The following is a 12,615-nucleotide window of genomic DNA, read 5'->3' as shown; positions in this document are numbered from 1 at the left end:
CAATTTTATGGGCAGGAGGGATTTGAGTCAAAGAGATAAAAGTAGTTGATAAAGGCAGTCAGGAGATGCGATCTCCTGACTGTTGTAAGGTCTTAGTCGTTTACAGTAATTGATTCTTCAGCTGAAAGCGAAGGAAGAGATGTGTTAAGAGCACCTGTTAAATCAGCAGCTACATTCAAGTTAACTCTGATAACGTGTTTCTTCTTTGTGTTGATTCCACCAAGAAGGTTAGAAAGATTGATCTTAACTAAACCGAAATCCTCACCTGTTTTTTCGAAAGAGTATTCGCTTGGTGCCAGGTTACGGTTGATAAGTGTGTCATCGCTTCCAAGTAGTTTTCTTCTTTCTACGAAAAGTTTTAGAGAAAAATTAGAATTTTTTGTAAGGTCGCCAGTTCTTAGAACAAGAGTTTGTCCTTCTAGTCTCATTTCCCCGATTCCACCTTTTACTGGTGCCGTTAATTTCTTAGCGTCAACAAGAGTTAGGTCAAGAACGCGGTTTTGGATAACAGTGTCACCAACACGTGATTCGTCAGCTGATTGTTTTGCAAGAACGATGAACTCAGAACAGCTAGCGTTTACTCTGAAAGAAGAACCTTCAAGAGTTGAGTTCAGGTTACATGTATTGTGAGGAGCAAGAACACCTGGAGTGTTTGTTACTTTAACTTTTACGTTAGCTTTAACATTGTTACTAGGAACTTCGTATGGAACAGAGATTGTCTGGTAACAAGTGTAAGCTTCTTGTCTGTAACGTGCTTCAGTCGAACAACGGTTCACATATCTTGTGCTACAAATTCTACGAGACATGCGGTCTTCGTAACAGTATGTTTCTGGCTCTTGACGACAGATCGTCTGGTATCCGTCGAATACAGTTCTAAAACAAGTCCTCGCAACAGTTTCATTTCTGTACTCAGTTCTTGTTTGAACAGCGTTTAGAGTGAAGTTTTCTTCAGTTTGAATCCCAGTGATTGGAAGTGAGTATCCATCAACAGTTGAAGCAAAAGCATTAAAGGCACTTAGAAGTCCTAGGGCCATCATAAGTTGTTTCATAAAATCTCCTCTTGGTGATAAATCCCTCATCTATATAGAAAGAAGCAGGATTCAAGTCAACAATAAGGCCATGACTGTGAGATTTTTACACGACCTTACATATTGTTTTGCCAAATCAGTGTCATTTTGACCGCGGCAGGAATTGAGCTTTGATTTCTTTTACGGCATGATTAAAGGGAAAGAGATTAATTTGGAGATTACGTTATGAAAAATATCGGATTGTTAGCAGGTCTTGCGCTTTTTAGTTCTGCGAGTTTTGCTGATTTTTTACCACAGTCATTTACCTCAAAATTTGAGCAGGAATATACCAGTACTCTTAAAGGTAAAACAAAAAGAGGACAAGGGACTATCGAGTATAAGTATCCAGGGCAAATTCGTTTTGAAACCAATACGCCAAGCACTGTGATCTTTGTAAGTAACGGATCGAAGTCATGGTACTACCGCGCTCCTTTTATTGAGGGTGAGCAAGGTGAAGTGACTGAATCCACCTCTAAAGAAGGGTCAAATATCTATATCAGATTCTTTGATTCTCTAAAGAGTGGTTTAGTAAGCAACGATCTTTATGACGTAAAAAAGGGCGAGCCGGTAACGATCGTTTTTAAAGCGAAGACTAGTAAAGAATTGGGAATTAAAGAATCGGTGATTTACTTCAAAACAAAGGGAAGCCAGAAGTTTGAAGATGTCGATACAATTGAGTTGGTTTTTCCAGATGGGAAGAGATCAAAACTCAAATTTGTGGATTTAAAAGTAAATCAAGGACCTGGGGCCGACAGGTTTAATTTTACTCCGCCGGCCAATACTAAAAAAGTTAATTAAAAGCTTTAGCGAAGAAGTCCTCAGGTATCAGGACTTCTTCGTTCTTTAGAACGCGCTTGTAAGTTATATAGTTTCTGAAAACAAGCTTGATATAATTTCTGGTTTCTTCATAAGGAATCATTTCGATAAACTCTAAATAATCCCCGTTAAATCTCTCTCTTTCCCACACGGCGATAACTTCAGTGCTGGCGTTGTAGGCGGCCACGTTTTGAGCGAATTTGCCCTTGAATAGAGCGTTTAGTTCAGACAGAAGAGCTGTTCCCATCTCTACGTTTGGCTCAGGTTTATAAAGGTCATTAAAGTTTTTATAAGGAATGTGATATTTTTTTGAAAGCTCCACCGCTTTTTCTGGAATCATTTGCATTAATCCAAAGGCATCGGCCCATGAGCGTACATTTGGGTTAAAAGCAGACTCTTGTCTGGTAATAGCAAAGGGCAGGGCTTCAGGCACTTTGTATTTTTGTGAATAACGGGCAAAAATATTTTCATACGGAGTGGGGAAGACGACAGAAACGTATTTTTTTGTCAGCTCATCTCTCATTTTCATAGGGAAATTATAAATTTGAACCATTCCCCCTTGGTACCATCCAGTCAGAGCGTAGAGTGACATCGCTCTTTCTCTTTCAGTGATAGTTTTAAATTGCGAGTTGATTTCTTTTAAAACCTTAGTTGAAAAGGCCTTCTCATCGACAGCTATTAACCAATCGAGGATCAAGTGCCCAAACGGGTCTTTAATGATTTCTGTCGGAGCTAGTGGTGCTAGTGGCTCTTGAGTCTGCATTGAAGAGATCAGGCCGTAGTAACCAAAAGCATCGTTAGCGGCCGTCGTTTGAAACAGCGTCTTTCCTTCATCTTCACGGCCTAATTTATATAGAGCACGGGCCTTCCAGAAGTTTAGCTTGTGGATAAAGTTCGGGTTAGATGATTTTTTTACGAAGCGCTCAACATCGTTCATCATGTCTTCGTATCTTTTTGTTAAATACTTATTCCACACCAGCGCCCACTGAACATTTTCTTGCAGGTCTTGAGTTGTTACTTTGTAGGTTGAAGCTTTTTCATATTTTGCAAGGGCTTCAGAGAACTCTTTGCTTTCAACATGAAGAGAGCCATAAACCCAGTAAAGTGTCGCCATTTGATTGGCGTTCCCAATTTTTCTTTCAATCACATCGTCCAGAATGATTCTGGCTTCAGCGTTCATGTGCTCTGTCCAGACAGCGCGAGCGTAATTGATTTTAGCATCCACCCAGGCTTCCTGGAGTTTTGTATCCGCTGGATCGTTATCGAGTAGCTGTCTTAAGTAAAGCTCCATCTCTCCGGTTTTTTCCATAAACATCTTGAGGTCGCGAGCGACTTTAAAAGATGTGCGGTAAGAGTTATAGGCCTTTACTTTTTCTTCAAAAGTGTATTCTTCTCCGATGATGATCTCCAGGTAAAGGTCGCGCGCTTTTTCAAACTCGCGGCTTGATTCGAAATCTTTGGCGACGGAGTAAATGTTGTCTCTGTTGATGTCCTTTGAAAAAAGCGGAGAGACTTCTGTGAGTTTTGCAAAAAATTTCTCTTCAAGCTCTGGGCGGTTGATTTTTTGTGCCAGTTTAATGGCATTTTGAAGTAGTTTTACTTTTTCAGATTGAACTTGTTTGAAGGCCACCAGGTCGTATGAGAAATTCGCTGCCTCCTCATCGATTTGGTATTTTTCAGCAAGTTTTAGTGATGAATCCAGGTAAGCTTCTTTTAAATAGCTGGCAATCACCGTTTGGGCCCAGATGCTTCTTAGCTCAGAAGCCGAGTATGAGCAGTTGCTAAGAGTGTGCACTAAAGCTGTTTGATTGAGCGGGAAAGACTCATTTTCCGCTAGGTTCTTAAAAAGTTTGCAGGCACTCTTTGTGTCTCCTGTCGACTCTGCCTTCATCGCTTTCAAGTACTCCTGGGCCAGTTCCTCAGCATCGTTTTGGGTCTCAAATGACTTATTTCCCTCAGTTAGGGCGCTTTTTAGGGCACTCATGCGGGCATATCCCGGTGCTGGAATAGGGTTAATTGGCTTTGAAGAACAGCCAGTTAAGAGAAGAGTGATAAGCAGTATTTTTTTCATAGGGCCCTTTAAGCTTTGATTATTTAACTAATTTGTACTATTTAGTCCTAGCTTTTTAAATTAAAAAACACGTTAGGTACACAGTGGAATTATCAACAAAACTTTTCAATGATAAGACGGTTTTCTTTACTTCGCTTGGTTGTTCAAAAAACCTCGTCGACTCACAGGTCATGTTAGGATACATGGGGCTAGATGGCTATTCAATTGCCGACGCACCAGAAGCCGCTGAAGTTATCATCGTTAACACTTGTTCATTCATTGAAGCATCAAAAAAAGAATCAGTTGATACCATCCTAGATATGGCCGATTTTAAAGATCCAGAAAATGGGCGTTGCAAGGCGCTGGTTATTTCTGGATGTATGGCACAAAGATACGCTCAGCAACTAGAAGCAGAAATTCCTGAAGCTGATTTAATTATTGGTACAGGTGAGTATAACAAAATCACACTTCTTCTTCGCGCTATGGAAGAAGGGAAGCTTGAAAAAAAATCATTCGTGGAAATCCCAAAATTCATCCACACAGAATATGACCCGCGCTTAAACACTTCGCCCTTTTATACGGCGTGGTTAAAAATTTCTGAAGGCTGCAACAGGAATTGTACTTTCTGTATTATTCCAAAGCTTAGAGGAAAACTGAGATCGAGATCGGTTGAGTCACTTGTAAATGAAGCTAAGAATTTGGCTTCTACAGGGGTACGAGAGCTCAACCTTATCTCTCAGGACCTTTCTGACTACGGTGTAGACTTAGATGAAAACAATAAACTTTCACATCTTTTAACTGGGCTTGAGCAAGTTGAAGGAATCGACTGGGTAAGATTATTTTACTTCTACCCGGACGAACTTACTGATGAAGTTATCGAGAAGATGGCGACATCAGAAAAAATTTGTAAATATCTCGATATGCCAGTTCAGCATTTTTCTTCAAACGTGCTTAAGCGCATGAATAGAAAAATCACAGGTGAAAAAATCCACGAGAGAATTGAAAGACTAAGAAGCCGCATCCCAGGAATTGTACTTAGAACATCAATCATCGTTGGTTTCCCTGGGGAAACTGAAGAGGATTTCGAATTACTTCTAGAGGGAATCAAAAAGGCCCGATTTAACCATTTGGGGATCTTCAGATACTCAGATGAAGAAGGAACGCCGGCTTTCAAACTTCAACCAAAAGTTCCTCAAGACGTTATTGATGAGCGCTTTGACAGGCTTTACGAAGCTCAAAGAGAGATCGTAAGAGAGCTTAACGGAGAGTTCCTTGGTAAAGTTATCCCTGTTCTAATCGAAGGGGAGCATGAGGAAACAGAACTTCTAATCGAAGGTCGCCACTTTGGACAAGCTCCAGATATCGATGGGAAAGTGATCATTAACGATTTATCAGGCCGTAAGGTAGAAATCGGTGATCTCGTTCATGTCGAGATCACCGAAGTGTTGGATTACGATTTAGTTGGTCGAGTGACGTCTTTAAGCTAAAAAACTTATAGTTCGCCTTGCGGGTATTGATAAGGGACACCACCAGCTGGGTCTGCACAGGTTCCTACGAAACCGGCAGCTGCACCATTGTAAGCGTCATCCCAGTCAAAGTAGTCGTTATTGCTCTTACCAAAAACAACATCAGTATTGTTCATTAAAGCAGTACCATTTGGCAGCGCCCCTGGCAGATCGAAGTCAATCGCAGAGTTAACCTTAAATGTTTTGTTCCAGTCACGCACAATCAGTCTGATTCTTGCCTTGATATCTTTTGCACCATCAAGACAGTTGAATGTGTAGAATGGTTGTGTTGCTCCATATGGAGCAGCCGTTGCTGCCGTTGACCTTGCTAAATTTTCCCACAGGTCAGCATCAGAATTTGTAGCTGTACAATTGTTTTTCACTGAAGAATTTGCCACTCTTAAGTTTGTGTATAACAGTTTAGAGTATGGGCTCTTAAACGTATTCTTTACAGTAGCTCCTGACGATGTTGAGTAAATCAGTGAACGGTATCCTTGTTCAAGTTCAGCTACAGATAAAATATCTGTTACTGGACCATTGAGACAGCTTACTTTTTTACCACCACAAGTTACGACTTTTGGTGACTCAGGAGTAATAACATCACAGGCCGTAGGATTGTTAGTAGGGTCAGAGCTACTTCCAACGTAGTTTACAACCGTAAATCTACCCTCGTCACAGTTTGGCCCACTATCGGCAGTATAGTTACCATCACAATCAGATTCAGCAGTCGGAGCGTAATTTACCCATGTACCTGTCTCTGAACCTGGAAGACCAGCTCCTGATCCAGCAGCACACCCACTTGTTGTAACCAATCTTTTTGAAGCAGATGTTTGTAATGGTGCCCATTGCTGGAAGTTGTATGGTTCAACTTGAATGAACTCACACACACCTGCACCTGATGATGAAGTGAACTTTAAGTCAGTATTGTGAAGTTCTTCTTCTTCAGCATCAAGAAAACATCTTACATCCAGCATCCCACGGGCTTCAAGAATATCATTGGCGTTGATTTTACAACCACGCGCTTGCATATTCTTCCCGTACTTATGAAGCTGGAAAGTTGTTGCCCCAGAAGTATCAGCAATTTTAAAATAATCGCGAACTTCTAATTGAATGACGTATGATGATTTACCAATCAAGTTTGTTGCCGTTAAAACGAATGTTTTTAAAGACGTTCTAATAGTTGGTGTACCACTGATTAAACCTGTGGCCTTATTTAATGAAAGTCCAGTAGGAAGAGCTGGCGACACACTATATGTTAAGCTGTTTCCTTCTGTCAGGTTAGCTCTGATTTCAAGATACTTTCCTGTTTCTGCAATATAAACGTTTTGGTTTGCTACGTTAGTAATAACACCTGTGTTAGCACCAGTTTCATTCTCATTATCATAAACTGTCTGGGCATTTCTCAGGAAAGGAACTGAATCAGGACGTCTTGAAACGTTACTTAGACTAACAATCGTTGGGTCTACCGGGATAGCTGGGTCAGTCTGATTTGAGTCAAAGATGTACGCGGCCAGTTTACCTGACGATGTAATATCTTGCCCAGCTGTGAAATCAGGAGTACCAGCAATTGAACTCATTGTAACAGTTAAAGTACCAGCTTCAATTTGAGTGATCGTTGTTTCAGCAGCAGCATAAGTTGCAGCATTATCAATTGAATTTGCTACACCACCATTTCTTTCCTGGAAAGCAACGAACGTTGGTGATGTTCCTGGGGTTAAGCTTTGAACAAATAGAGTCGTTCCTTCAATCGCAACAACTTTTCCTAAAGCACCTTGTGGAGTAGAAACATATCCGCCAATCGCGAAAGGGGCAGATGTACCAACTGTGATGGCCAGGTTGTAGTTCACATTGATAGGCACAGTCGATAGCGTTGAAGCTGAAGGAGCAATTGCAGAAGTTGGGATGAATGACTTCTCACTGTAGAAAAAGTTCCCGCTATCTAAGCTTGCACCAGCAGAGAAATAGCCACTAGAAGCGTCAATCGCAAGTTTGTAACGGTTTTCATCAGTACCACTTCCTCTGTCATATTTGCGGATAATTTGTCCCGAAATACTTGTAGTACTTGGAGCTGCAATCGGTTGCAAAATTGTTTCACTTTCAATGAACTTCGTAGTGCTTTTTACAGCAACGAGTTGTCTATTTGTATAACTTAAGTCAAGAGGTGCTTTAATTGAACTCAACCCAATATCAGTGCTTGTAACCCCTAATGGGTTTGTTGCCTTAATTGTAAAGAAGGCAGGGTCCAGGCTATCAACGAATGCACCAGTGATTTCCCCTGTATCTTCATTTAAGAATAATCCGTTTGGAAGAGCTGGAGCAACCGTATACTTAACTCCATTAGCTGGAGACATAACTCCAGTTGCAGCAATTGTTGAGAAAGTTAACCTCGGCATATCTGTTCCGAAAGTTTTAGTAACTTCGTAAACGCGAGAAACATGAGAGCCTGTCATTGCTGAAAGGAAATACTGAACGTTGTTATCAATATCAATGTTAGATGCACCGCCTACTCTTTTAAACCCAGTTGTCAGGTCAACGGCAGCAACTGTCGCTCCCGTAGAGGCTACGAATGTTTTTGTGTCATCAAGAACATCACCAGCGGTGAAGTATTTTGAAGAAATCATTTCAACATATATAGTACTAGTGGCAGCTACAGCACGAATAATTTTCGCCGACTTTCCTCCGGCCGCACTGATGAATCGTGGTGTTAGTAGTCCTGGATATTCGTCTGCAGGTAGACCGAGAAGAGCAAAGTTGTTAACTCTGATTGGGATTAATTTAATAATACCGACTTTGTAGTTGTCAGGATCAATGTATTTAATAACACCAGTTACACCAGTAGAAGTTGTTAAGAAGCCACTTCTTAAATAAGTTGCGTCCACATCAGCATTCGTAGTTACGCTATTTAAATTACCAGAGGCAGGTGAAACTTTAAGGAGAATCTTTTCATTTTGTAGGTATTCAAATTGTCCAGGCGGAGTGTAAACACCAATCGCGATTGAAGTTGAAATTGTTCTAGTCGCACCAGTATTGCTTAAGTAGCTCATGGTAACAGTATAATTAATTGGAGCTCCTGGATTCAGAGAGTCAGTTGAAATTGTTAATGGGAATCCAGTAATAGAACACCCTGTTTCTGATTTTGTTGTATCAAGAGTAAGGCCTGAAGGAAGAGCAGGAGTAATGCTACACCCTCTCATTACAGAGGCAACTTTTTTTACTTCACCAACACTACCATCGAACTCAGCGGATAACTGAACTTTTTCTCCAAGTTTTGCATTGAGCGAAGTGACCAGTGCTTGGTTGACTTCATCAGAATATTGAAACGTCGTCGGATCCGTTAAAGAAGAAACATCAATCGTATTCCCGCCACTATCCACAATCGTAGGTGGCTCCTCCGTCGCGACTTCCGCTTTTTTAGGCGGATCCTTTTTGAACTTGGTCAAGCTGTCAGGCATACAACCAGTCAAAAGTAGAGTGGTAAATAGGGAAAGCGTGAGTGTGGTTTTTAACGTTTTCATACTTCTATTATCGTGAAAATCGGATAAATATTTAGGAATGATGGAAAACAAAATGAAATCAGTCCTTTATTGAAACTTGACTTAAGAAATCAACAATTTAATTGGGTCTAAAAGTGGGCAGTAGGGAATTTTTATAGCCTTTTTGAAGAGTTATTGAACCCTACACAAAATCTATCTATTATGCCTACATGAATACTAAACTAGATATCCTTTTAGTCGAAGATGACCTCCTCTCGAGACTCAGTTTAAAGAGCCGTTTGGAGCTATCACACAAGGTCACTGAAGCGGAAAAAGCTTCGGATGCTCTGGCGCTTTTAGGTGTCCGATCATTTGACTTAGCCTTTGTCGACTTAGACCTGGAAACGAAGCTGGCCGGTTTTGAAATCATCAAAAAGTTAAAAAGTAAAAACATTCACACTATCGTTTTAAGTGGAAGAGAAGAAGAGAGTATCATTGAAGAGGCTTACCTTTTAGGTTGCCGCGATTTTTTATCAAAGCCATTTACTAAGCAAGCGATTGAGTCTGTTCTTTCAAAATATAAAAATTCACAATCAGATCTTCTTGGAAAATTAAAGAATACATTGATGACTAATGACCCGGAGACTGAAGCTCAGTTAAAGCTTATTGAACAAGCTGTTTACGGAGAGCATCCGGTTCTCATTACCGGAGAAACTGGAACGGGAAAAACGTTTCTTGCGAAATACATTCATGAGCTAGTGGGAAGTGAAAAGCCTTTTATTCATTTAAACTGTTCAGAAATTTCAGAAAGCTTGATTGAGTCAGAACTTTTTGGACATGAAAAAGGCGCCTTTACCGGTGCGATCAAAACAAAGAAAGGATTAATGGAGCTGGCCGATGGAGGGATTTTATTCCTCGATGAGATTGCCACTCTTCCTCTGAGTTTGCAGAAAAAATTACTTAAAGCGATTGAAGAAAAGACATTTTATCCGGTTGGGTCGGAAAGGCCGGTAAAAAGTCATTTCAGGTTAATTAGTGCAACTTGTGAAGACCTGAAGACTAAAGTGAAAAATGGTGAGTTTCGCGAAGATTTCCTTTTCCGCTTGGAAGGCTTCAATATCATTCTTAAGCCTCTTAGGGAGAGAAAGAATGACCTGGGGAATTTAATTGCTCATTTTTTAAAACAAAACAAGAGAAGAATTGTTCTTTCCGCTGAAGCCAAAGAAGAAATGTTCAGTCACTCATGGCCAGGCAATGTGCGCGAGCTGCAGAAAGTGATTGAGATTTTACGAAGCAGCGATAAAGGGATCATTGAAAAAGCAGACCTTGCGGGCCTTTTGATCAAGACCTCAGGTGCTTTAAAAGAGAAGATTGATATAGCTGTCGTCAAGGAAATGGGATTGGCCAATTTCTTAGAAAGACTAGAGGCCGAAATCGTAGAAAAGGTGCTGGCCGAAAACAACGATAGAGTGAGAAAGACTTTGGGAGACCTGAAGCTTTCTAATAATTCATTCTATAGAATTATGACTAATATCAAAACTCAAGGAGGGGCCCGTGTCCAATCTTGATGAACCAAAGGCCGTTCTCACTCACGATATCAACTCGACACTATCGTCACTTTTAAGTGCGCTGGAATTGATGAGCGATGAGTGGAAAAAGAACCCTGAATTAGTTGATAAAATTCTTCCACTAACAGAACAGAAACTTTCCCTGCTAAAAGAGCAGTTAATTCTTTACCGAAACACAAAGAACTAAATTTCCATCTATTAATTATTAAAATCGCAGTTAAACTGGATTCATCCAATACTCAATGGGAGGATTTCTTGAGATTAGCTGTGATTTTTGTTTTGGCATTATCAATTCACATTCTATATGCCCAAGAGCAAAAAATGGTTCAAGAGAAATCGTTCGTTGAGAAAATGCGCCCGACCTTAATGAAGGTTCTGGGAGAAGAGTGGACTGTTAAGTTAATCGGCGCCGATAAAGCTATTCCAAAAGACGAAGTGCCTATGCCAGCGATCCCCAAAATCGTGGACGATGCTCGCTCGACAGCTGTTTACAATAAGAAACAAGATAAAGTTATTTTAAAGCCGGAAGTTGAAGAGAAATTCAACTATGCCTATATTAAAGAACTTTACGAAGCGACAAGACAAGAGAAACCAAATGATGATGAACTTGGAAAATTCCTGAACGTTCTTTCTCAAGGGGGAACGCGTGAAGGTGTTTACCGTTCACTGGTTCTTGATTCAACTTATGCAGGAATGGAAAACTGGGATAAACCAGTTAAAAATGCGACAGCTGATTTTGCTGTTTATTTCTATGATAAATATTTTGGAAAAAAAGTAGTTAAGAAAAGTTTTGAAGGAATGAGTGTCTTTACTCTAAAGAGACTAGTGACTGAAAAGGCCTTAGAAGTTGCCGATGCTTTTGGTGACGACCGTGACGGTTTAGAGAGATGGTATGCCATTATGTCATCAGACTTGGCGACAAGATTCCCACAAATCTGGTCAAACCCTCTTCGTAAAAAGAGCTCGGCCCTGAATCATAAAGCTTGGGCAAGCAAGGTTCCAGTTCAGCATATTAAGTCTGAACTTATCATCAAAATTCATTCGGCGTTTAATTCAATGATGTAGTTATTCCCAAAACGGGTTCTCAATATCAGTCAGGATTTTTAACAAGCGCTCAACTCCCAAAGCAATTCCGCTGGAAACAGGAAGACCTCTTTCCATCGCCTGGTACAGCACTTGTGGCTCAGGAAGTTTATAACCGTAGAGTTTCTCTTTTTCTTTTGCCTGAAAATGAAATCTCTCTTTTTGAACTGTCAGGTCGCGCAGTTCGTTAAAGCAGTTGCAAAGCTCAACACCTTTTGAATAGATTTCAAAACGCTCACACACTCTCGGGTCTTCAGGTTTTAAAGTCGACAGAGCACTTAAGTGATTTGGGAATTCATAGAGAAGCAGGTAAGGATAATGGGCCAGGTGAGGCTCAATTTTATTTAAGAAAAGCAGGAAGTAATAATCATCCCAAGATAGTTCTTCACCCTGGACAGGAAGAGGAACATCTTTAAAATTTTTCTCAATCAATTCTTTTAAATCTTTTGTCTCAAGGAAGTTTAGGATATCGACGTTTAGCATATCCAGAAAAAGTTCCTGGATAGTCGCGCGCTCAAATTTTGCGTTTAAAAGTGTTTGATCAACTGGAAGATTTTTTTCGTTGAGAGAGTGCAGTGTGAATTTGAAAAGCTCTTCACAATCATCCATGATCTTCGTGTAATGAGCTCCGGTTCTGTACCACTCCAGCATTAAAAACTGCGGACGGTGATTGGGAGCATTGGGTTCGTCACGAAATGAGTAACCAAGAGTAAAAATATTTTCAAATCCCAGCGAAAGAAGCTCTTTCATATGGAACTCTGGCGACGTATTTAGATACCAAGGACTTAAAGACTGCGTGCGCGCATGGGCCACCTGAAAAGGGTGGATATGAGTCTCCATTCCCGGGTTTTGCACCATCGGAGGAGGTAAAACATCCACAAAATTTCTTTGGATAAAAAATTGTCTTATCGCCCAAAGAATTTGGAATTGAGCGGCCAGTTTAACTTTACGCATATTAAGGACTTATATATGACAAATCCTCTGCTATGCAAGTTGAAAAAAAGGGTCTCTTCATTTATCTTGAGCACTCTCGTATTTTTAATTAAGCACAGG

The 12,615-nt window shown here is 40.5% G+C and carries 9 protein-coding genes; 5 read left to right on the top strand and 4 right to left on the bottom strand.

The features are described 5' to 3' along the window. Positions 1-92: 92 nt before the first annotated feature. Positions 93-1,049, bottom strand: coding sequence for a hypothetical protein (locus tag ACN20O_RS06525; RefSeq protein ID WP_491638352.1), 957 nt, complete (start codon positions 1,047-1,049; stop codon positions 93-95). 204 nt (positions 1,050-1,253) lie between these two features. On the opposite strand from ACN20O_RS06525, the gene ACN20O_RS06520 reads away from it, so the two are divergent. Further along, positions 1,254-1,865: a LolA family protein gene (locus tag ACN20O_RS06520; protein ID WP_491638350.1), complete on the top strand. Its 612-nt coding sequence runs from the start codon at positions 1,254-1,256 to the stop codon at positions 1,863-1,865. Here ACN20O_RS06520 and ACN20O_RS06515 read toward each other — a convergent pair. Continuing rightward, the gene (locus ACN20O_RS06515) at positions 1,858-3,954 is read right to left on the bottom strand and encodes a lytic transglycosylase domain-containing protein (protein WP_491638348.1); all 2,097 of its coding nucleotides are present in this window, start codon (positions 3,952-3,954) and stop codon (positions 1,858-1,860) included. The two genes, ACN20O_RS06520 and ACN20O_RS06515, sit on opposite strands and share 8 nt — an antisense overlap. 83 nt (positions 3,955-4,037) lie before the next feature. Between ACN20O_RS06515 and rimO the strand changes: the two genes are divergently transcribed. Then, positions 4,038-5,420 (top strand): 30S ribosomal protein S12 methylthiotransferase RimO, encoded by a 1,383-nt coding sequence (gene rimO / locus ACN20O_RS06510; RefSeq protein WP_491638346.1) that lies wholly within the window; start codon positions 4,038-4,040, stop codon positions 5,418-5,420. Positions 5,421-5,425: 5 nt separating this feature from the next. Here the strand turns inward: rimO and ACN20O_RS06505 are convergent, their stop codons facing one another. Next, positions 5,426-8,953 carry an Ig domain-containing protein gene (locus tag ACN20O_RS06505; protein ID WP_491638344.1) on the bottom strand — a complete coding sequence of 1,176 codons (3,528 nt, stop codon included), beginning with the start codon at positions 8,951-8,953 and terminating at the stop codon, positions 5,426-5,428. A 188-nt stretch (positions 8,954-9,141) separates the two neighbouring features. Between ACN20O_RS06505 and ACN20O_RS06500 the strand changes: the two genes are divergently transcribed. From ACN20O_RS06500 to ACN20O_RS06490, 3 genes are all read left to right on the top strand, one after another. Continuing rightward, positions 9,142-10,479 (top strand): sigma-54-dependent transcriptional regulator, encoded by a 1,338-nt coding sequence (locus tag ACN20O_RS06500; RefSeq protein WP_491638342.1) that lies wholly within the window; start codon positions 9,142-9,144, stop codon positions 10,477-10,479. Continuing rightward, on the top strand, positions 10,466-10,666 hold the full coding sequence (locus ACN20O_RS06495) for a hypothetical protein (protein WP_491638340.1): 201 nt from the start codon (positions 10,466-10,468) through the stop codon (positions 10,664-10,666). Before ACN20O_RS06500 ends, ACN20O_RS06495 begins: the two co-directional genes overlap by 14 nt. 134 nt (positions 10,667-10,800) lie before the next feature. Then, positions 10,801-11,544 carry a hypothetical protein gene (locus ACN20O_RS06490; protein ID WP_491638338.1) on the top strand — a complete coding sequence of 248 codons (744 nt, stop codon included), beginning with the start codon at positions 10,801-10,803 and terminating at the stop codon, positions 11,542-11,544. Here ACN20O_RS06490 and ACN20O_RS06485 read toward each other — a convergent pair whose 3' ends face one another. Next, positions 11,545-12,516 (bottom strand): amino acid--tRNA ligase-related protein, encoded by a 972-nt coding sequence (locus tag ACN20O_RS06485; RefSeq protein WP_491638336.1) that lies wholly within the window; start codon positions 12,514-12,516, stop codon positions 11,545-11,547. Positions 12,517-12,615: the final 99 nt, after the last annotated feature.

The organism is Bacteriovorax sp. As-1 (assembly GCF_058446905.1).
The sequence above is the reverse complement of the archived record's forward strand: the minus strand, read 5'-3'. Positions and strand labels throughout refer to the sequence as shown.

Excerpts from the sequence above, each read along its gene's own strand:
- ACN20O_RS06490 (WP_491638338.1), top strand. The coding sequence starts at position 10,801 with ATGGTTCAAGAGAAATCGTTCGTTGAGAAAATGCGCCCGACCTTAATG.
- ACN20O_RS06515 (WP_491638348.1), bottom strand. The coding sequence starts at position 3,954 with ATGAAAAAAATACTGCTTATCACTCTTCTCTTAACTGGCTGTTCTTCA.
- ACN20O_RS06520 (WP_491638350.1), top strand. The coding sequence starts at position 1,254 with ATGAAAAATATCGGATTGTTAGCAGGTCTTGCGCTTTTTAGTTCTGCG.
- ACN20O_RS06485 (WP_491638336.1), bottom strand. The coding sequence starts at position 12,516 with ATGCGTAAAGTTAAACTGGCCGCTCAATTCCAAATTCTTTGGGCGATA.
- ACN20O_RS06525 (WP_491638352.1), bottom strand. The coding sequence starts at position 1,049 with ATGAAACAACTTATGATGGCCCTAGGACTTCTAAGTGCCTTTAATGCT.
- ACN20O_RS06505 (WP_491638344.1), bottom strand. The coding sequence starts at position 8,953 with ATGAAAACGTTAAAAACCACACTCACGCTTTCCCTATTTACCACTCTA.
- ACN20O_RS06500 (WP_491638342.1), top strand. The coding sequence starts at position 9,142 with ATGAATACTAAACTAGATATCCTTTTAGTCGAAGATGACCTCCTCTCG.